Origin of the sequence: Rhodoplanes sp. SY1 (assembly GCF_046000175.1) — a bacterium.
Lineage (GTDB): Bacteria > Pseudomonadota > Alphaproteobacteria > Rhizobiales > Xanthobacteraceae > Rhodoplanes.
Genome location: NZ_JBEOMB010000006.1, coordinates 1 through 19324, shown reverse-complemented (window position 1 = coordinate 19324; position 19324 = coordinate 1). Strand labels below are relative to the sequence as shown.

Genomic DNA, 19324 nt, shown 5'->3' with positions numbered 1-19324 from the left:
GTGATCCAGTGTCTCATTGTCTCTCGCCGTGGTCTCCGGCTGCGACCTGGATCCTCGCCTCTCGCGAGGTCCGCGCCGCGTAAGCGGCGTCCGCGGTCCTCGCCGGACCCGGTTTCGACAATGGAAGGGCTGCCCTCGCGGGCAGCCCTTCGCATTTTGGCCTCGCGCCTGCTGGTCGGGCTCCGCCCGGTCCCCGGCCTCGTGCCCCGGACAAGGCGCATCGGGCCGCAGGCCTGATGCGCCGCAGAGCCGGGGCCTAGGGGCGGCACGACGGGCGGCACGGCGAGCACCTCGCTCTGTCGCCCCTGGGTCCCGGGTCACGGCGCTTTGCGCCGCGCCCGGGACACGCGGCCTTCTCCGAGGCGCCCCCGTGGCCTTCCTCACCAAAACCCGTTATCGCCACCGCATGAATGGCCCACCCGACAGCACCGCGACACCGCCCGACACGCCTTCGACCGACGGACCGCGCATCTATGTCGATGCCGACGCCTGTCCGGTGAAGGACGAGATCTTCAAGGTCGCGGCGCGGCACGGCCTGCCCGTGACCGTGGTGGCGGCCGGATTCATCCGCGTGCCGGCCGACCCGTCGATCGAGCGCATCGCCGCCGGTGCCGGCATGGACGCCGCCGACGACGTGATCGCGTCGCGTGTCAAACCCGCCGACATCGTCGTGACGCAGGACATCCCGCTGGCGAGCCGCAGCATCAAGGCGGGCGCCATCGCGGTGGCGCCGAACGGGCGGCTGTTCACCGAGGCCGACATCGGCATGGCGCTCGCGGTGCTCAACCTGATCACCGATCTGCGCTCCGCCGGCGAGCAGACGAGCGGCCCGCGGCCGTTCTCGCCGCGCGACCGCTCCGCCTTCCTGCAGGCGCTGGAGCAGGCGGTGCGCCGCGCCCGCCGCGCCGCCCCCCGACCCGGAACGAGAATCTGATGGCGCCCCCGCCTCTGCTGCAACTGAAAGACATCGGCCTCACCTTCGGCGGCCATCCGCTGCTCGACGGCGTCGAGCTCGCGGTCGCGCCGGGCGAGCGCGTCTGCCTGGTCGGCCGCAACGGCTCGGGGAAGTCGACTCTCCTCAAGATCGCCGCCGGCCTGATCGAGAGCGACCGCGGCAGCCGCTTCGTGCAGCCCGGCGCGACGGTGCGCTACCTGCCGCAGGAGCCGGACTTCGGCGACGCGCCGACCGTGCTCGCCTATGTCGAGGCCGGCCTCGGCCCTGGCGACGATCATTACCGCGCGCGCTATCTGCTCGAGCAGCTCGGCCTGACCGGCGAGGAGAGTCCCGGGACGCTGTCGGGCGGCGAGGCGCGCCGCGCCGCCATCGCCCGCGTGCTGGCGCCCGCCCCCGACATCCTGCTGCTCGACGAGCCGACCAACCATCTCGACCTGCCGGTGATCGAGTGGCTGGAGGCCGAGCTCGACGCGACGCGCGCCGCCATGGTGATGATCAGCCACGACCGGCGCTTCCTCGCCGATCTGTCGCGCATCACGGTGTGGCTCGACCGTGGGCGCCTGCGGCGGATCGAGCGCGGCTTCTCGGACTTCGAGGCGTGGCGCGACGACGTGCTGGCCGAGGAGGAGCGCGACCAGCACAAGCTCGACCGCAAGATCGTCGCCGAGGAGCACTGGATGCGCTACGGCGTGACGGCGCGCCGCAAGCGCAACATGCGTCGCGTCGGCGAGCTCCAGGCGCTGCGCCAGGCGCGACGCGACTACCGCGCGACCGCCGGCAGCGTGTCGCTCGCCGCCGCCCAGGCCGACAAGTCGGGCACGCTGGTCGTCGAGGCGAAGGGGATCTCGAAGTCCTACGACGGCCGGCCGATCGTCACCGACTTCTCCACCCGCATCCAGCGCGGCGACCGCATCGGCATCGTCGGCCCCAACGGCACCGGCAAGACGACGCTGCTGTCGCTGCTCACCGGCGTGCTGGCGCCGGACTCCGGCACGCTCCGGCTCGGCGCCAATATCGAGATGGCGACGCTCGAGCAGTCGCGCGACAGCCTGGACGCGAACGCCACCGTCGCCGACACGCTGACCGGCGGGCGCGGCGACAGCGTGATGGTCGGCGGCACCCAGCGCCACGTCGTCGGCTACATGAAGGACTTTTTGTTCGCGCCCGAGCAGGCCCGCGCCGTGGTCGGCGCGCTGTCGGGCGGCGAGCGCGGCCGGCTGATGCTGGCGCGCGCCTTGGCGAAGCCGTCCAACGTGCTGGTGCTCGACGAACCGACCAACGACCTCGACCTCGACACGCTCGACGTGCTGGAGGAGATGCTCGCCGACTATGCCGGCACGGTGCTGCTGATCAGCCACGACCGCGACTTCCTCGACCGCATCGTCAACGCCGTGATCGTGCCGGAGGGCGATGGCCGCTGGACCGAATATGCCGGCGGCTACACCGACATGATCGCGCAACGCGGCGCGGATCTTTTTAGGCCCGCGGCGGCGAAGGGGACGAAGGAGAAGCCGGCTGCGGCGGACGACGCGGCCGCGCCGACGGCGGCCGCCGGCGACGCGAAGGCCGCTAAGCGCAAGCTTTCCTTCAACGAGAAGCACGCGCTGGAGACGTTGCCGAAGACCATGGCGAAGCTGCAGCAGCAGATCGCGACCCTGCACCAGAAGCTCGCCGACCCGGCGCTGTTCGCGCGCGACCGAAAGGCCTTCGACGAGACCTCGCAGGCCGCGGCGAGAGCCGAGGCCGAGCTCGCCGCCGCCGAGGAGCGCTGGCTCGAACTGGAGATTCTGCGCGAGGAGATCGAGGGGCGGTAGGCGGGCGCGGCTCGTTAAAAACGAGCGGGCATGCTCCGTTTCACCTCTCCCCAGCGGGGAGAGGTCGGGGGTCGCGCCGAAGGCGCGAACCCCGGGTGAGGGGGTGCCGAGGCCAGCCAACTGCCGCCGTAAACCCTCACCCCGACGCGCTCCGCGCGTCGACCCTCTTGTCGCGCAAGCGCGCGACCCTCAGGGAGAGGGTACCAACGGATGCGGCTCTCTCACATCGCGCAGCGCTTGTAGGTCATCTCCATCCCCTCCATGCCGGGGAAAATGCGCACCAGCGTGTCGGGAGCGGGCTGGCGGACGCTGAGCTGGACGTTCGACAGCATGATGTCGGTGGCGCAGCTCGCCAGCATGTGGGTGACTGCATTGGCCCCGGTGCCGACCGTCTTGCGACTCTTGATGTCGCAGGTGGTGGCGCGGCCCCGCACCCGATTGCCCTCGATGACGAAGCCGCCGCCGTGCAGCTCCGACGTGTCGGTGAACACGATGCGGCCGCCCTTCTTGACGAAGATCTTGTCGCAGGCGGAGCCGTCGGTCGCCCACGCGCCGTCGAGGTTCTCGGCGGCCGCGACCGGCGAAGCAACAAAGAGCGCGCCCAGAAGGGCGGCTGACAGGACGTGATTCAACGTTCTCATGAGATCGTCCTTTGAAACACGACGAGACGAGGTCCCGTGACGTCACCTCTCCCCGCGCGCGGGGAGAGGTCGACGACTGCGCATCGGCGCAGTCGTCGGGTGAGGGGGCGTCTCCGCGAGTCTCGGCGGCGGGGAGACGCCCCCTCATCCGTCTCGCCGCTGCGCGGCGAGACACCTTCTCCCCGCATGCGGGGAGAAGGAACACCAGCGCTCTGCCGGATCATGCGAGCGGCCTGGTCGCGAAGCGCGACGACGTCGCTCACTCCCCGGCCGGCTTCGCCGCCGCGTCGCCCGCCGGTGGCGCGGGAGGCGCGGTCGCCGGCGCGAGCTCCACCTTCGGCCGCGCGCCCTTGCGCAGCTTTTCGCGCAACGCCTGGAAGAAGACGTAGAGCGGCGGGATGACGAAGATGCCGAGGAACGACGCGGCGATCATGCCGCCGAACACCGGCGTGCCGACGTCCCGCCGGGCGAGCTGCGAGGCGCCGGTCGCCACCACCAGCGGATAAAGCCCGAGGATGAAGGCGAACGACGTCATCATCACGGGCCGGAAGCGCAGCCGCGCGCCCTCGGCCGCCGCCTCCAGCAGCGGCACGCCGCGCTCGCGCTGCTCCTTGGCGAACTCGACGATCAGGATGCCGTTCTTGGCCGCGAGGCCGATCAGCACCACCATGCCGATCTGGGCATAGAGGTCGAGCGTCAGCCCCGCCATCACCATCGCGACGAACGAGCCGAGCAGGCCGACCATCACGGAGAGCAGCACCGGGACCGGGATCGTCCAACTCTCGTAGAGCGCGACCAGGAACAGATAGGCGAACAGCACCGCGAAGCCGAGGATCATCACGGTCTTGCCGGACGCGCGCTTCTCCTGGAACGCCGTGTCGGTCCACGCCCCGGCATAGCCGATCGGCAGTGTCTTGGCAGCGACCCGCTCCATCGCGGCGAGCGCCTCGCCGGACGAGACGCCCGACGCCGGCTCGCCCTGCACGGTCACGGCGCGGGTGTTGTTGAAGCGGATCAGCGAGGGCGGCCCGACGATGACGCTCGCCTCGGCGATGCTGCGCATCGGGATCATGTCGCCGTTCTTGTTGCGCACGTTGATGCGGTAGAGATCCTCCACGCCGCGGCGGTCGCCGGCCTCGCCCTGGAGCTGCACCTTCCAGGTGCGGCCGTACAGATTGAAGTCGTTGACGTAGAGGCCGCCCAGCGTCGCCTGCAGGGCGCCGAACACGTCGGAGAGCTGGACGCCGAGCACCTGCGCCTTGTCGCGGTCGATGTCGAGATAGATCGACGGGTTGGTGGCCGAGAAGGTGGAGAACACCCGGTTGAGATCCGGATCCTGGTTGGCGGCGACCAGCAAGCCGCGCAGCACCTGCGCCAGCACCTTGGGGTCGCCCGCCTGCAGATCCTGCAGCACGTAGGTGAAGCCGCCGCCGGTGCCGAGCCCGATGATCGGCGGCGGCGCGAGCGGCAGCACGGTGCCGCCCTGGATCTGGCGGAACTTCGGCACCAGACGGCCCATGATCGCGGAGGCCGACTGCGCCTTGTCGGTGCGCTCCTCGAAGTCCTTCAGCGTGACGACCACGAAGGCGGAGTTCGCCTGCGAGAAGTTGTCGATGAAGTTGAGGCCGACCACCGAGGTGAAATAGGCGATCGACGGCTCCTGCTTGAGAATCGTCTCGGCCTGACGCAGCACCTCGCCGGTGCGCGCCACCGAGGCGCCACCGGGAAGCTGGACGACGACGAAGAACGCGCCCTGGTCGTCCTCCGGCAGGAAGCCGGTGGGCGTGATCTTGGAGAAGCCCCAGGTGCCGACGGCGGCGGCCGCGACCGCCACCAGGCTGATGACCGAGATCCGCACGATGCGGGCCGTGACGGCGCCGTAGGCGTCGCGCACCTTGTCGATGCCGCGCATCACATAGCCGATCGGCCCGCGCCGCGGCCCGTGATGGCGCTTCAGGAGCACGGCGCACAAGGCGGGCGACAGCGTGAGCGCGTTGATGGCGGACAGGAACATGGCCACCGCGACCGTGACGGCGAACTGGCGGAACAGCTCGCCCATGATGCCCGGGATGAAGGCCACGGGCACGAACACGGACAAGAGCACCAGCGTGATGGCGACGATCGGCGCCGTGATCTCGGTCATCGCCTTCTTGGTGGCGTCGGCGACCGACAGCTCGGGATGCTCCTCCATCACCCGCTCGACGTTCTCCACCACCACGATGGCGTCGTCGACCACGATGCCGATGGCGAGCACGACGGCGAGCAGCGACACGGAGTTCGCCGAGTAGCCGATGGCGAGCAGCACCACGAAAGTGCCGATCAGGCTGACCGGCACGGCGACGGTGGGGATCAGGGTGGCGCGGAAGCTGCCGAGGAACAGGTAGACGACCAGCACGACGAGGATGAAGGCCTCGACCAGCGTCTTCTGCACCTCGTGGATGGTCGCCTTCACGAAGGTCGTCGGGTCGTAGGTGACGGTCCAGGCGAGATCCTCGGGAAAGCGCGTCTCGAGGTTCTTCATCAGCGTCTTGACGGTGTCGAGCGTCGTGATCGCGTTGGCGCCGGGCGACTGGTAGATGGCGATCGCCGCGGCGGGCGCGCCGTTCAGCTCGGTCGTGGTGTCGGACGAGGCGGCACCGAGCTCGACCCGGGCGACGTCGGACAGCCGCAGCACCGAGCCGTCCGGGTTGGTGCGGATGACGATGCTCTCGAACTCCGGGATCGAGGCGAGCCGGCCCTTGGTCTGGACGTTGAGCTGCAGGCGCTGGTCGTCGGAGATCGGCCGGGCGCCGATGCGGCCGACCGCCGCCTGGACGTTCTGCGACTGGATCGCCTTGACGATGTCGCCGGTGGTCAGATCGAGGCCGGTGAGCCGGTCGGTCTGCACCCACACCCGCATGGCGTAGTCGAGCGGTCCCCACAGCGCCGCGTCGCCGACGCCGGGCGTGCTCTTGATCTGGTCGAGGATGTTGATGGTGACGTAGTTGGAGATGAACAGCGCGTCGTGGGTCTGCTTCGGCGAGGAGAGCGCGATGACGCCGAGCATCGCCGACGACTTCTTCTTCACCGTGACGCCCTGCTTGCGGACGTCCTCGGGCAGGCGCGACAGCGCCACCTGCACGCGGTTGTTGACGTTGACGGTCGCGATATCCGGATCGGTGCCGAGCTCGAACGAGACGATCAGCGAGTAACTGCCGTCGTCGCCCGAGACGCTCTTCATGTAGATCGCCTTGTCGACTCCGACGACCTGAGCTTCCAGCGGCTGCGCGATGGTGGCCTCGACCACGGAGGCCGAGGCGCCCGGATAGCTGGTCGTCACCGCCACCTGCGGCGGCACGATGTCGGGATACTGGGCGAACGGGATGGCGGAGAGCGCAACCAGCCCGGCGATGGTGGTGACGATGGCGATGACGATGGCGAAGCGCGGACGATCGACGAAGATCGAGGACAGCATCGCTCAGCTCCGGCCGACCGGCTGCACCGGGGTCGCCCGCACGGCCGTGCCGGCGCGCACCCCCTGCAAGCCCTCGACGATGACGAGCTCGCCGCCCTTGAGGCCGGACTCGATGATGATGTCGGCGCCGACCGAGGCGTTCGGCACCACGCGCCGCACCGCCGCCTTGCCGTCCTCGACGACGAACACGTAGGTGCCCTGCTGGTCGGCGATGAGCGCCGATTGCGGCACCAGGACCTTCTCCTCGGGCGCCGTCGTCTGCAGGGTGACGCGGACGAACTGGCCGTCGATCAGCGCGCCCTTGGGGTTCGGGATGGTGGCGCGCGCCAGCACCGTGTCGGTCGAGCGGTTCACGCTGACGTCGATGAAGTTCAGCTTGCCGGACTGGTCGTAGCTCGACCCGTCGGAGAACTTCAGCGTCACGGTCAGCTCGTCGGCCGAGCGCTTGCCGCCCTTCTCGGCCGCCTCGGTCAGCGCCCGCTGGCTGATCGGGAAGCTGACATACATGGGATCCTGGCTGACGATGGTGGTCAGCACGCCCGAGTCGGGCGCCACCACGTTGCCCTTGGTGATCGCCGTCTTGCCGATCTTGCCGTCGATCGGCGAGGTGATCCGAGTATAGCCGAGATTGATCCTGGCGGTCGACAGATTGGCCTCGGCGCTCAGCACCCCGCCCTTGGCCGAGAGCTCCTCGGCGATCGCCTGATCGCGTGCCACCACGGTGCCGGAGGCGCGGGACAGGAGATCCTCGGCGCGCTGGCGCTGCAGCTGGGCGAGTGTCAGCGACGCCTTCGCCTTGTCGAGCGCGCCCTGCGCGGATTCCACGTCGGCCTGGAACAGCCCCTGCTCGATCTGGTAGAGCGCCGTGCCGGCCTTGATGGTGTCGCCCTCGGTGAACAGCACCTCGTCGAGGAAGCCCTTCACCCGGGCCCGCACCTCGACCTTGTTGATGGCGTCGATGCGGCCGACGTAATCGGCGGACGGGTTGATGGACCGCAGCTCGGCCTTGACGACGCCGACCGGCACGGCCTCGCCGCCGGCCTGTTGTGCATTAGCCTGAACGCTTAGCCCGCACACCACCACGGCCGCCGACACCGCCGCCAATGCCCATTTCCGCATATCGGTCCCCATATTCTTGCGGCCTGCAGGTGGCACACCCCGGCTTGTCCGGCCGATGTGTGCAACCGCGCATCGCTCCTGTCTTGACCCCACGCAATGCCGGTTCGATCTTTCCCATCATACTGATGTCGCGATGACGACATATCGAAAAGTTGGGGACGCACGGCTCTGCCGGAGCAGTCCGCGGGCGCGCGGCCGGACCCGCGCCGCCGCGGCGGTTCGGCCGAGAGGCCAGACATCCTGTGCCCGGCCGTAGAAGACACGAGCCGACACCAGCAGGAGCTTCCCATGACCACGGATCGGACCACCCCGGCACAGGATCTGCTCGCACTCGCTCCAGGCGCCCTCGGATCGCTTCCGGCCGGCAACGCCGCGGTGAGCGCCGCCGCCTATCTGGTCGACGCCGCCCAGCGCAGCGTGCTGTTCTGGGACGTGATGCGCCAGCGCGGTAACGGCTATCGCGAGCACATGGCGATGGCGGCACCGCACGTCCTCAGCTACCAAGCCGAGCTGATCGTCGACGGTCGCGAGCTCGATCGCCCGGTCAATTACGGGCTAACGCGCATCGTCCCGCCCGCGGGCGTGACCATCGACCCGAAGAAGCGCCCCTTCGTCATCGTCGATCCGCGCGCCGGGCACGGCCCCGGCATCGGCGGCTTCAAGGCGGACAGCGAGATCGGCGTCGCGCTCGCCGCCGGCCACACCTGCTATTTCGTCGGCTTCCTGCCCGATCCGATGCCGGGCCAGACGATCGAGGACATCGCCCGCGCCGAGGCCGTGTTCCTGAACACCGTGATCGAGCGCCATCCGGACGCCGACGGCAAGCCCTGCGTCGTCGGCAACTGCCAAGCCGGCTGGGCCGTGATGATGCTGGCCGCGGTGGCGCCCGACCTGTTCGGCCCGATCATCGTCGCCGGCTCGCCGCTGTCCTACTGGACCGGCCAGAGCGGCCTCAACCCGATGCGCTACACGGGCGGCCTGTTCGGCGGTAGCTGGGCGACCGCCTTCACCAGCGATCTCGGCTGCGGCAAGTTCGACGGCGCCTGGCTGGTCGAGAACTTCGAGAACTTGAATCCCGCCAACACGTACTGGAAGAAGCCCTACAACCTCTACGCCCATGTCGACAGCGAGGCGGACAAGTATCTCGGCTTCGAGCGCTGGTGGGGCGGCCACGTCAATCTGAACGCCGAGGAGATGCAGTTCATCGTCGACGAATTGTTCGTCGGCAACAAGCTCGCCGCGGGCGAGGTGCGCTCCTCGACCGGCATCGCCATCGACCTCCGCAACATCCGCTCGCCGATCGTGGTGTTCTGCTCCAAGGGGGACAACATCACGCCGCCCCAGCAGGCGCTCGGCTGGATCCTCGACCTCTACGACGACGTGAACGAGATTCGCGCCTATGGCCAGACCATCGTGTATTCGGTCCACGAGAGCGTCGGCCATCTCGGCATCTTCGTGTCGGGCGGCGTCGCCCGCAAGCAGCACGACGAGTTCGCCAGCAACATCGACCTGATCGACGTGCTGCCGCCCGGCCTCTACGAGGCGGTGTTCACGGCCAAGGACGGGGACACCGAGAACCCCGATCTCGCCCACGGCCGCTGGGTGATGCGCTGCGAGGCACGGACCCTCGACGACATCCGGGCGCTCGGCGGCAACACGATCGAGGACGATCGCCGCTTCGCCACGGTGGCGCGAATGTCGGAGGTCAACCTCGCGCTCTACAAGACCTTCGTGCAGCCGGTGGTACGTGCCATGGTGACGCCGCACGTCGCCGACATGCTGTACCGGATGCATCCGGCGCGGCTGCAATACGAGCTCGTCTCCGACGCCAATCCGTTCCTCGCGCCGCTCGCCGCCGCGGCCGACCAGGTGCGGCAGCACCGCACGCCGGTCGACGCGCAGAATCCCTTCGTCGCCGCGCAGGAGACGATGTCCAAGCAGATCGTCGCCTCGCTCGACGCCTATCGCGACATCCGCGACGGGCTCACCGAGGCGATGTTCAAGGCGTTCTACGGCTCGCCGCTGGTGCAGGCCTTCTACGGCGTCGACCCGCAATCGGAAAAGCCGCTGCACCGGGCCGGCAAGAGCGCGCTGCACGGCGAGCTGGTGGCCCGCCGCATCGCCGAGCTGAAGGCGCATTTCTCCTCCGGCGGCCTGCGCGAGGCCGCGGTGCGGGCGATGATCTACATCGGGATGCCGCGCGGCGGCGTCGACGAGCGCGGCTTCGAGATGATCCGTCGCATCCGCGCCGCGAACGCGAACATGCAGACCGTGCCGCTCGCCCAGTTCAAGGCGCTGCTGCGCGAGCAGCTCTTCATGCTGCTGATCGACCAGGAGGCGGCCGTCGCGGCGATCCCGTCGCTGCTGCCGGACGACATGACGGTGCGGGCCGAGGCGATGGCGGTGATCCGCGACGTGATCACGGCGGCCGGCGCGCCGACCGGCGAGGTCGCGCTGCGGCTCGCCCGCATCGGCCGCATGTTCACGGGCGAGGCCGGCACGCCAGCCCTCACGGTCGTCGGCGGCCCGGCCGCCGGCCTGACCGCCCCGGACCGCGAGGCGTCGTGATCACGACCGGACCAGCTCTCGGAGGCAAGGTGCGATACGGCGTCTCCACGTCCGGTCGTCCCGGGGCGCGCCGTCAGGCGCGAGCCCGGGACCCATAACCCCTGTCTGTCGTGAGCAACCGGCACCGGGCGTATAGGTCCCGGTCTCGCGAACCTTCGGTTCGCGCCCCGGGACGACGAGACCGGGGATTCAGCAAAAGGAGACTCGGGCGCATGATCCCCGCCTACAAGGCCAAGATCCACGAAGGCAACCGCGGCCTGATCGTCGGTATCGCCAACGACCAGTCGATCGCCTGGGGCTGTGCCCGGGCGTTCCGGGCGCTGGGCGCCGAACTCGCCGTGACCTACCTGAACGAGAAGGCGAGGCCCTATGTCGAGCCGCTCGCCCGCGAGGTCGAGGCGGAGATCGTCATGCCGCTCGACGTGCGCGCTCCCGGCCAGATGGAGGCGGTGTTCGAGACCATCGCCAAGACCTGGGGCCGGCTCGACTTCGTCATCCACTCGATCGCCTTCGCGCCCAAGCAGGCGCTCGACGGCCGCGTCATCGACGTCGACCGCGAGGGCTTCCTCACCACGCTCGACGTCTCGTGCTGGTCGTTCATCCGCATGGCCAAGCTCGCCGAGCCGCTGATGACCAACGGCGGCGCGCTGTTCACCATGACGTATTACGGCAGCCAGCGCGTCGTCCAGCACTACAACATCATGGGCGTCGCCAAGGCGGCGCTGGAGAGCGCGGTGCGCTACCTCGCCGCCGAGCTCGGCCCGCAGGGCATCCGCGTGCACGCGATCTCGCCCGGCCCGCTGGCGACGCGCGCCGCCTCCGGCATCCCGGAGTTCGACGAGCTGCTCGAAAAGGCGCGCGGCAAGGCGCCGACCCACAAGCTGGTCTCGATCGACGACGTCGGGCTGGCCACCGCATTCCTGGCCCACGACGCCGCCCGCCTGATCACGGGCGAGACCCTCTATGTCGACGGCGGCTACAACATCGTGGATTGAGGCGGGCGGCGGCCACGACCTGTGAAGTGATCGCTTCGTCCGAAGGCGGGGCTCACCCCCCTCCCCAGCCCTCCCCCACAAGGGGGGAGGGAGCCGGCTGCGATGTGCCGCGACGTGATCACACGCCACGGATGATGCGATCACACGCCATGGATGACGTGATTCCTCAGACGCGATCCGCGCGACATCGGAACCGGCTCATACGCACGGCGCCTCGGCTCTTGCGTTCCCTCCCCCCCTTGGGGGGGAGGGACAGGGAGGGGGGTACAGCGCCGCTGCGGATCGCAAGCGGTAGCGAACCAGCATGGCGCCGACCGCGATCGTCCGTGGCCGCATGGTTCGAGACGCGATGCTTCGCATCGCTCCTCACCATGAGGAGATGGGTTCGTGTCCTGATCAGATCCCGTCCTGATCAGATCCTGATTCGCTCGGCCGCCGCGCGGGCGGCGGCTTCGAACGGCACCACCACGGCGCCGCAGGCCTTCGCGGTGTCCAGAAACGTCGAAAAGGCGCGCAGCATGGCGCCTCGGCCGATGACGGCGAGCGGCATGGCGCAGGTCAGCACACCGAAATTCACGCTGTCGCGCATCTGAAGAAGCTCGTCGCTCCAGTCCTGCATCATGGCGCGGGCCGGCGACGGCGGGTCGCCGCCGAGCGCCAGCACGATCGGCATCGTGATCAGGTCGGCCGCGGACGGACCCGGCACGACGGAGTCGGCGCACCGGCCTCGTGGCCACCAGTCCAGGCCGGTCCGGGATGCCTCGTAGCGGAAGCCGTTCTGCGCGAGCCATGGCCCCCAGCCGTCGACATCGCCCCCCGGCACGCGAAACCCGCGCGGGCTCGTCCCGGTGACCTGTCGGATCTGTTCGCGACCGTGCCCGACCGCAGCGACGTCGGGCGAGGTCGGCGCGAGAAGCGCGACCTCGTGGCCGTCGCGCACCAGGCGCTCGGCGAGCGCGCCGGTGAGCGCCAACGCCTCGCCCGGCACGAACCAGGTGGCGACGAGACCGCGGTCGCTCAGGAGATCGAGGACGCGAGCGGCGGCGACCGAGATGTCGTCCGCGTCACGAGTCTCATCCGTGACCATGGTGGCGCAGTCGCGCGACGCGACGAGATCGAAACCGAGGCAGACGAGATGACGCGGCACGGGCGGCTCCGGAGCGCGCCGCCGCGGCGACTTCGGGGTGTGGCGCGAGTCCCGCCGGCGCAGCGCCTTCCATAGCACGAACGCCGGCACGGATGCGGCGACGCCGATTCGGGATGCGGCTTCGGGATGCGGCGATGCCGGTACGGGGTGCGGCAAGCCGACGCCGACGCAGAAGGCCGTGCCGAACAGCAGCGGGACCGAGCACGGCGGACGGGTGACCCCGCCTGCGTGTCGGTCCGCCGGCAGCTATTGGTTTCATCGGGGGATCAATCCGGCCGCTCTGCGCGGAAGAGGTCCAAACGGCCGACGTCGATATCGATGAAACACCTCAATGGTATTTTAGAGGGTATACGACGGCGATTTACCGCGTTGACGACAAATCTCCGCAGTCGACTTCGAAGGGCCATCTCCATGGCCATTGAAAGGATAGCGTCGTATGATGGACGGTCAACGACGAACAACGCGTAGCCGCGGCGGTCTATCGCGCAAGCCGACAGCCCTATGCAGCGGCCCTCCGCCGTACAGACCCCCCGCCTCCCGCCCGCGTAGCCGCCGGGACCTACGGTTCATAGCCGCATTACGTTACGTATTGTAATAGGTTGACACTCAGGGATGTAAAGAGTGCATTACGCATATGACGTCCGTGGTTTTCATAGATAGGTTTTCATGACGCAGTATCGGCCGCCTCCGGGCACGACGATCGCAGCGTGAGCTTGCCGAAAACCCTGGCCGGCATCTCGACCGAGCGCAGCCGTGTGTACCCGCTTGTGCGGGCTTGCGGCGTCGCCGCGGTCTTGTGGTCGCCCGGCGATCCCGGGCGCAGCAGTGGCGCGACGCCACGACGCGCCGGAGCAGCGGCCCGCCGCCCCGCCCGGCAACTTGGGAGCTCAGAGACGATGGCTGACCGAAGCATCTCCGGTCTGAGTGAGGACGAGGCGCTGGAGTTCCACGCCCAGTTCAAGACCACCTTCACCGCCTTCCTGGTGATCTGCGCGTTCGCCCACGCGCTGGTCTACATCTGGAAGCCCTGGTTCTGAGTCGAGGAGAACACGATGTCCAATCCGCAGGACGACTACAAGATCTGGCTGGTGATCAACCCCTCGACCTGGCTGCCGGTGATCTGGATCGCCGCGCTGCTCGTCGCGGTCGCCGTGCACGCCTTCGTGCTGAACAACCCGCGCTACAACTTCATCGACATGAAGACGGCCTCCGAGCAGCCGGTGAAGAAGTGAGCGACGGCCTCCGGTCCGCATCGGCAGCGTGACCGGAGCCGATACGGAAACGGGGACGCCCGCGGGCGTCCCCGTTTTCGTTTCGAGACCCGTTCCGTGTCTTGGCGGATGTTCCGCCGGCCGCCGCCTCAGCGCCCGCGCAAAAACGGCAGCACGCTCGCCAAGAACTCCTCGGGCGCCGTCTGAGAGCAGGCGTGGCCGCCCCACGGCAGCGTGGCGAGCCGGGCGCCCGGTATCCCGGCGGCGAGCTCCTCGGACAGATGGGGCGGCGTGATCAGGTCGTCGGCGGCGCAGACGACGAGCGTCGGCGCCGTGATCTCGCCCATCCGGGCGCGCCGGTCGAAGCCGACGATCATGTCGATGCGGGCCGCGATGTCGTCGGCCTCGGTGGCGGCCGGGTCGTCGATCTCGGTCAGCAGGCGGCGGCGCACCTTGAAGCAGTGGGCGAAGTGCGCGTCCGGCCCCGCCCAGCCCGCATACAGCACCAGCCGGTCGAGCCGCGCGGCATAATCCTGCGCCATCACCTGGCCGACGGCGGCGCCGGTCGAGTGGCCGACCAGGCTGCAGCGGGCGATGCCGAGATGGCCGAGCAACGCATCGAGATCGGCGGCGAGCGCCTCGACCGAGTGAGTCGTGCGGCGCGACGTCGAGCGTCCGGTCGCGACGTGATCGTGCAGCACCACCGTGAAGGCACGGGCCAGCACCGGCACGATGTTGGCCCAGTAGTCGCCGCGACCGCCGAGGCCCGACACCAGCACGAGCGGCGGCCCGCTCCCCGTCACCTCGTAGAACAGCGCACCGTCCGGGCGTTCGAGCATCGGCATGACCAACGTCCTCTCGGTCGGGTCCGCACCGTCGCCGGCACGGTCGTGTTGGTGGGGTCTGCTCGCCGCGCTCGCCCCGGCTTCCGCTCATTCCCGCGAAAGCGGGAATCCAGGGGCGATATGTCGAGGTGACGCGACGAGCGGCCCCGGGGTCCCCGCCTTCGCGGGGACGAGCGGAGAATCGCTGCCGGGCCGGCGGGATGCAATACGCCGCCGCCCGGCGCGACTCACTCCGGCTTGATGTTGGCGGCGCGAATCAGCTCCGCCCACTTGGCGGTCTCGGCCTTGATGAACGCGGCGAACTCCTCCGGCGTGCCGCCGGCCGGCTCGCTCGCCTGCGACACGATGCTGTCGCGCACGTCCGGCATCTGCAGGATGGCGTTCAGCTCCTTGTTGAGGCGGGCGACGATCGCCGGCGGCGTTCCCTTCGGCGCGATGACGCCCTGCCAGTTGTACGATTCGAAGCCCGGCAAGCCCGCCTCGGCCATGGTCGGCACGTTGGGCAAGAGGCTCACGCGATGGCTCGAGGTGACGGCGAGCGGCTTGATCTTGCCGGCCTCGATCGACGGCAGCGCCGCGTAGCCCATCTCGAACATCATGGCGATATGGCCGGCGAGCAGGTCGGTCGCGGCGTTGCCGCCGCCCTTGTAGGGCACGTGGACGATCTGGATGCCGGCCTGGCGGCCGAACATCACGCCGGAGAGATGATGCGCGCCGCCGACGCCGGACGAGCCGTAGGTGATCTTGCCGGGCTCCGCCTTCGCCTTGGCGATCACGTCGGCGACGCTGGTGATGGCTTGGTTCGGCGCGGCCGAGAGGACGAGCGGCGAGCGCTCGATCAGGATCACCGGCACCACGTCGGTCGCCGGATCGTAGGGCAGCTTGCCGAGCAGCGAGATGTTGACGGCGAGCGGGGCGAGATTGCCCATGCCGATCACCGAGCCGTCGGCCGGCGCCTTGGCGATCGCCGCGGTGCCGAGCACGCCGCCGGCGCCGGTCTTGTTGTCGATGATCACGGTGGCGTCGAGCGCCTTGCCGAGCTTTTCCGCGATCTTTCGCGCCCGGATGTCGGCGAAGCCGCCGGCCGCGTAGGGCACGACCAGCGTCACCTGGCGGGCCGGATAGTCGGCTGCGCCTTGCGCCCGCGCGGCGGGCGCGGCGAGGGACAGAGCAGCAAGAACGAGAGCGAGTGTGCGGACGAACGTCACGACGAGCTCCTTCCAAAGACCAGTCCAGACGAGGGCGCCGTCAGGCGGCGGCCTCCCGCGACCCGACCGACACCGCGTCGGCGGGCACGAAGACGAATCCTTCCATCAAACGGCGGGCGGTGCGGCTGAGCACCGCCTTGTCGACCGTGACGGTGCCGTCGCGGGTCGAGGCAGCGGCGCCGACCGGCAGCACGCCGGAGGCGTGGCCGAGCCGCACCATGCGGTCCGCCGACGCGACGCCGCCGAGGAGGTCCGCCACCAGCGTGCCGGGCAGCGCGGCGGCGACCGCGAGCGCCACGGCGCCGGTGCCGGTGAGTGCGTGATGCAGCTTGCCCATCGAGATCATGCGGGCGACGAGGTCGACATCGGCGGCCGCGACTCGCCGGCCGTCCGACGCCACGTAATCGGCCGGCGGGCCGACCAGCGCCACCTTGGGGGTCGCCGGGCGGTTCGCGGTCGCCTCCGCGGCCGTCGTCGCGAGACCCATGGCGACCGCGCCGGCGGCCCGCACCGCCTCGCAGCGGGCGAGGAAATCCGCGTCGCCGTTCGCCTGCGCCTGCGCCAGCGCCGCCGGCACGCCGAGCGCGGCCGCGGCGACGATCACGGTCGGGTTGCCGGCGTCGACCAGGCTCGCCCGGACCGGACCGAGGCCCGGCACCTCCAGCGTATCGACGGCGCGGCCGGTCGGCAGCACGCCGGCCGCGCCGCCGCCCGGGTCCATGAACTCGAGCCTTATCTCGGCCGCGTCGAAGGCGACGCCGTCGAGCGCGAACCGGCCGGCCTCCAGCACCTCGCCGTCCTGCACCGGCACATGGGCGACGATGCGCTTGCCGAGATTGGCCTGCCACAGCCGCACGGCGCGCACCCCATCCGGCCCGGCCGGCACCAGCCCCTGAGAAATCGCGAAAGGTCCGACCGCCGTGGTGAGGTTGCCGCAATTGCCCGACCAGTCGATCAGCGGCTGATCGATCGCCACCTGGCCGAACAGATAGTCGACGTCGCAGTCGGGCCGCGCCGAGGGCGAGACCAGCACCACCTTGCTGGTGCTCGAGGTCGCCGCGCCCATGCCGTCGATCTGCTTGCCGTAGGGGTCGGGACTGCCGGTCACGCGCAGCAGAATGCGGTCACGCGCCGCCGGATCGGCCGGCAGGTCGCGGGCGTGGAAGAACACGCCCTTGCTGGTGCCGCCCCGCATGTACACGGCCGGGATGCGCGACGCCCTCATCTGCAGTCCTTCGGTGTTCGGCGAGGATCGCGGCGAACGCCGCGCCCCACCATGCCGCCGTCGCCGATGCGCCGCAAGGGGATGCAGGGCGGCCGACACCGCGCCCGGGACACGAGGCCTGTGGCGGACCGCACGAGAAACGCGCTAGTGAACGACCATGCGGCCGACGACGGCCGCGGGAGTGTGCGAATGACCTATCTCGTCTCCTCCGATCTGCCCACCGCGCCGGCCGGCCGGCGGCTGCGCGCCCTGCTCGCGCGGCCCGGCATCGTCCAGATGCCCGGCGCCCACAATGGGCTCGCCGCCCTGCAGGCGAAAGCGGCCGGGTTCGAGGCGCTGTATCTCTCCGGCGCCGCCATGACGGCCTCGATGGGCCTGCCCGATCTCGGCATCATCACGGTCGACGAGGTCGCCTTCTTCATCCGCCAGATCGCCCGCGCCTCCGGCCTGCCGCTGCTCGCCGACGGCGACACCGGCTACGGCGAGGCCCTCAACGTCATGCACATGGTGCGGGTCTTCGAGGACGCCGGCGCGGCCGCGGTCCACATCGAGGACCAGCTCCTGCCGAAGAAATGCGGCCACCTCAACGACAAGAAGCTCGCCGACCCGGCCGAGATGGCGGCCAAGATCCACGCCGCGGCGCGGGCGCGGCGCGACCTCGTGATCGTCGCCCGCACCGACGCGGCGGCGAGCGAAGGCCTCGACGGCGCCGTCGCGCGCGCGAAGCGCTACGTCGCGGCGGGCGCCGATGCGATCTTCCCGGAGGCGCTGACCACGCCGGAGATGTTCAAGGCGTTCGCGGAAAAAATGCCGGGCGTGCCGCTGCTCGCCAACATGACCGAGTTCGGCCGCACCCCGTTCATCACAGCGGCCGAGTTCGAGGCGCTCGGCTACAAGATGGTGATCTGGCCGGTGTCGGCGCTGCGCTGTGCCGCCAAGGCGCAGGAGGAGCTCTACGCGACGCTGGCCCGCGACGGCGTCGCCTCCGCCATGCTGGCGCGGATGCAGACACGCGCCGAGCTCTACGCGACGATCGGCTACGCCGACTACGAGGCGCTCGACTCCTCGATCGTCGCCACCGTGGTCCCGCAGATGCCCGACTCCGGCCGCGCCGGCGGCGCCGCGCGAGACGACACGCGCTGAGTGCTTGCAACGCCGGTCGCCGCGGCTAGTCTCGGGGCGCCCCCGGCAAGGAGGAGGCACGGCGTGCCCAGAGATCCGGACCAGGACGACGATCGGGCGGGCGCCGGCGTACGCTCGGTGCAGCTCGCCCTCGACGTGCTGGAGGCGATCGCCTTCTCGGGCGACGAGCTCGGCGTCACCCAGCTCGCCGAGCGGCTCGACGTCACCAAGGGCTCGGTGCATCGCCATCTGCACACGCTGGTGGAGCGCGGCTATCTCACCCAGAACCCGGCGACGACCCGCTATGCCATCGGCCCGAAGAGCCGGCTGCTCGCCCGCTTCGCACCCGACGCCGACCTGATACAGGTGGCCGAGGGGCCGATGCGCGAGCTGCGCGACCGGCTCGGCCACACGGTCGTGCTCTCGGCGATGACACCGCGCGGCGCCCTGGTGCTGACCACGATCGCCTCCACGTCGCCGATCGAGATCGGCGTGCGGCCGGGCAGCGAGCTGCCGTTCCACGCCTCCGCCCAGGGCAAGGTGCTGCTCGCTTTCGCGCCGCGTCCCGTGCAGGAGCGCATCCTCTCGCGCAAGCTCGAGCGCTTCACCGAGCACACGATCGTCGCGCGCGAGCGGCTCGAGGCCGAGCTGATCCGCATCGCCCGCCAGGGTTTCGCAGCGGCGCCCGAGGAGGTGCTGCTCGGCGTCAACGTGATGGCGGCGCCGATCTTCGACGAGCGCGACAGCTGCATCGGCGCGCTGGCGATCGTCGGCTCGATCCAGTTCCTGCCCGCGGAACCCGAGGACGAGACGATCGCGGCCCTCAAGGATTACGCCCAGCAGATCTCGCGGCGCTTCGGCCAGGGCCGCAGCCCCGGCCTGTCGGTCCCGGTGTCGGCGCCGCGAACGGCACGGCGGGGGTGAGAGAGAACGGCTGACATCGCAGGAGCACCGTCGTTCCGGGGCGCGCCCCAAACAGCTCCGGCATGCGCGGCTTTCCCCCACCCCCGACCCCTCCCC

The 19324-nt window shown here is 70.0% G+C and carries 15 protein-coding genes; 8 read left to right on the top strand and 7 right to left on the bottom strand.

The annotated features are described in order from the left end of the window. The first annotated feature begins 406 nt into the window (after positions 1–406). Positions 407–934 (top strand): YaiI/YqxD family protein, encoded by a 528-nt coding sequence (locus ABTU92_RS01985; protein WP_408087178.1) that lies wholly within the window; start codon positions 407–409, stop codon positions 932–934. Beyond that, a complete protein-coding gene (locus tag ABTU92_RS01980) occupies positions 934–2769 on the top strand; it encodes an ABC-F family ATP-binding cassette domain-containing protein (RefSeq protein WP_408087152.1) in 1836 nt (611 codons plus the stop codon). Before ABTU92_RS01985 ends, ABTU92_RS01980 begins: the two co-directional genes overlap by 1 nt. A gap of 221 nt (positions 2770–2990) precedes the next feature. Here ABTU92_RS01980 and ABTU92_RS01975 read toward each other — a convergent pair whose 3' ends face one another. The 3 genes from ABTU92_RS01975 to ABTU92_RS01965 form a co-directional block, all read right to left on the bottom strand. Continuing rightward, the gene (locus ABTU92_RS01975; protein WP_408087150.1) at positions 2991–3410 is read right to left on the bottom strand and encodes a hypothetical protein; all 420 of its coding nucleotides are present in this window, start codon (positions 3408–3410) and stop codon (positions 2991–2993) included. A gap of 259 nt (positions 3411–3669) precedes the next feature. Next, positions 3670–6864 (bottom strand): efflux RND transporter permease subunit, encoded by a 3195-nt coding sequence (locus ABTU92_RS01970; protein WP_408087148.1) that lies wholly within the window; start codon positions 6862–6864, stop codon positions 3670–3672. Positions 6865–6867: 3 nt separating this feature from the next. Continuing rightward, a complete protein-coding gene (locus tag ABTU92_RS01965; RefSeq protein WP_408087146.1) occupies positions 6868–7983 on the bottom strand; it encodes an efflux RND transporter periplasmic adaptor subunit in 1116 nt (371 codons plus the stop codon). Between the two features lie 288 nt (positions 7984–8271). On the opposite strand from ABTU92_RS01965, the gene ABTU92_RS01960 reads away from it, so the two are divergent. Further along, positions 8272–10551, top strand: a complete 2280-nt coding sequence (locus tag ABTU92_RS01960) for a DUF3141 domain-containing protein (RefSeq protein WP_408087144.1) — start codon at positions 8272–8274, stop codon at positions 10549–10551. A gap of 212 nt (positions 10552–10763) precedes the next feature. Continuing rightward, positions 10764–11546, top strand: a complete 783-nt coding sequence (fabI, locus tag ABTU92_RS01955) for an enoyl-ACP reductase FabI (RefSeq protein WP_408087142.1) — start codon at positions 10764–10766, stop codon at positions 11544–11546. Between the two features lie 412 nt (positions 11547–11958). Here fabI and ABTU92_RS01950 read toward each other — a convergent pair whose 3' ends face one another. Next, complete coding sequence (locus ABTU92_RS01950) at positions 11959–12693, bottom strand: polysaccharide deacetylase family protein (RefSeq protein WP_408087140.1); 735 nt, start codon at positions 12691–12693, stop codon at positions 11959–11961. A gap of 896 nt (positions 12694–13589) precedes the next feature. Here ABTU92_RS01950 and pufB point away from each other — a divergent pair. Together pufB and pufA are read left to right on the top strand one after the other, a co-directional pair. Beyond that, complete coding sequence (pufB, locus tag ABTU92_RS01945; RefSeq protein ID WP_111359577.1) at positions 13590–13730, top strand: light-harvesting antenna LH1, beta subunit; 141 nt, start codon at positions 13590–13592, stop codon at positions 13728–13730. Between the two features lie 15 nt (positions 13731–13745). After that, positions 13746–13925 carry a light-harvesting antenna LH1, alpha subunit gene (pufA, locus tag ABTU92_RS01940; protein ID WP_111359578.1) on the top strand — a complete coding sequence of 60 codons (180 nt, stop codon included), beginning with the start codon at positions 13746–13748 and terminating at the stop codon, positions 13923–13925. Positions 13926–14053: 128 nt separating this feature from the next. Here the strand turns inward: pufA and ABTU92_RS01935 are convergent, their stop codons facing one another. From ABTU92_RS01935 to prpF, 3 genes are all read right to left on the bottom strand, one after another. Then, positions 14054–14749 (bottom strand): alpha/beta fold hydrolase, encoded by a 696-nt coding sequence (locus tag ABTU92_RS01935; RefSeq protein WP_408087138.1) that lies wholly within the window; start codon positions 14747–14749, stop codon positions 14054–14056. Between the two features lie 227 nt (positions 14750–14976). Next, positions 14977–15957, bottom strand: a complete 981-nt coding sequence (locus ABTU92_RS01930) for a Bug family tripartite tricarboxylate transporter substrate binding protein (RefSeq protein ID WP_408087136.1) — start codon at positions 15955–15957, stop codon at positions 14977–14979. 40 nt (positions 15958–15997) lie between these two features. Further along, complete coding sequence (prpF, locus tag ABTU92_RS01925) at positions 15998–17182, bottom strand: 2-methylaconitate cis-trans isomerase PrpF (RefSeq protein WP_408087134.1); 1185 nt, start codon at positions 17180–17182, stop codon at positions 15998–16000. A 189-nt stretch (positions 17183–17371) separates the two neighbouring features. On the opposite strand from prpF, the gene prpB reads away from it, so the two are divergent. Both prpB and ABTU92_RS01915 read left to right on the top strand, forming a co-directional pair. Beyond that, entirely contained in the window at positions 17372–18325 is a 954-nt protein-coding gene (prpB, locus tag ABTU92_RS01920) for a methylisocitrate lyase (protein WP_408087132.1), read from the top strand. A 63-nt stretch (positions 18326–18388) separates the two neighbouring features. Continuing rightward, entirely contained in the window at positions 18389–19228 is an 840-nt protein-coding gene (locus ABTU92_RS01915; RefSeq protein WP_408087130.1) for an IclR family transcriptional regulator, read from the top strand. Positions 19229–19324 lie beyond the last annotated feature (96 nt).

What these genes read in the sequence shown, in the direction of transcription:
- ABTU92_RS01970 (WP_408087148.1), bottom strand. Translation starts at nt 6,864, where the DNA reads ATGCTGTCCTCGATCTTCGTCGATCGTCCGCGCTTCGCCATCGTCATC.
- ABTU92_RS01965 (WP_408087146.1), bottom strand. Translation starts at nt 7,983, where the DNA reads ATGCGGAAATGGGCATTGGCGGCGGTGTCGGCGGCCGTGGTGGTGTGC.
- pufA (WP_111359578.1), top strand. Translation starts at nt 13,746, where the DNA reads ATGTCCAATCCGCAGGACGACTACAAGATCTGGCTGGTGATCAACCCC.
- ABTU92_RS01985 (WP_408087178.1), top strand. Translation starts at nt 407, where the DNA reads ATGAATGGCCCACCCGACAGCACCGCGACACCGCCCGACACGCCTTCG.
- fabI (WP_408087142.1), top strand. Translation starts at nt 10,764, where the DNA reads ATGATCCCCGCCTACAAGGCCAAGATCCACGAAGGCAACCGCGGCCTG.
- ABTU92_RS01975 (WP_408087150.1), bottom strand. Translation starts at nt 3,410, where the DNA reads ATGAGAACGTTGAATCACGTCCTGTCAGCCGCCCTTCTGGGCGCGCTC.
- ABTU92_RS01960 (WP_408087144.1), top strand. Translation starts at nt 8,272, where the DNA reads ATGACCACGGATCGGACCACCCCGGCACAGGATCTGCTCGCACTCGCT.
- ABTU92_RS01935 (WP_408087138.1), bottom strand. Translation starts at nt 14,749, where the DNA reads ATGCCGATGCTCGAACGCCCGGACGGTGCGCTGTTCTACGAGGTGACG.
- pufB (WP_111359577.1), top strand. Translation starts at nt 13,590, where the DNA reads ATGGCTGACCGAAGCATCTCCGGTCTGAGTGAGGACGAGGCGCTGGAG.
- ABTU92_RS01980 (WP_408087152.1), top strand. Translation starts at nt 934, where the DNA reads ATGGCGCCCCCGCCTCTGCTGCAACTGAAAGACATCGGCCTCACCTTC.
- prpF (WP_408087134.1), bottom strand. Translation starts at nt 17,182, where the DNA reads ATGAGGGCGTCGCGCATCCCGGCCGTGTACATGCGGGGCGGCACCAGC.
- prpB (WP_408087132.1), top strand. Translation starts at nt 17,372, where the DNA reads ATGACCTATCTCGTCTCCTCCGATCTGCCCACCGCGCCGGCCGGCCGG.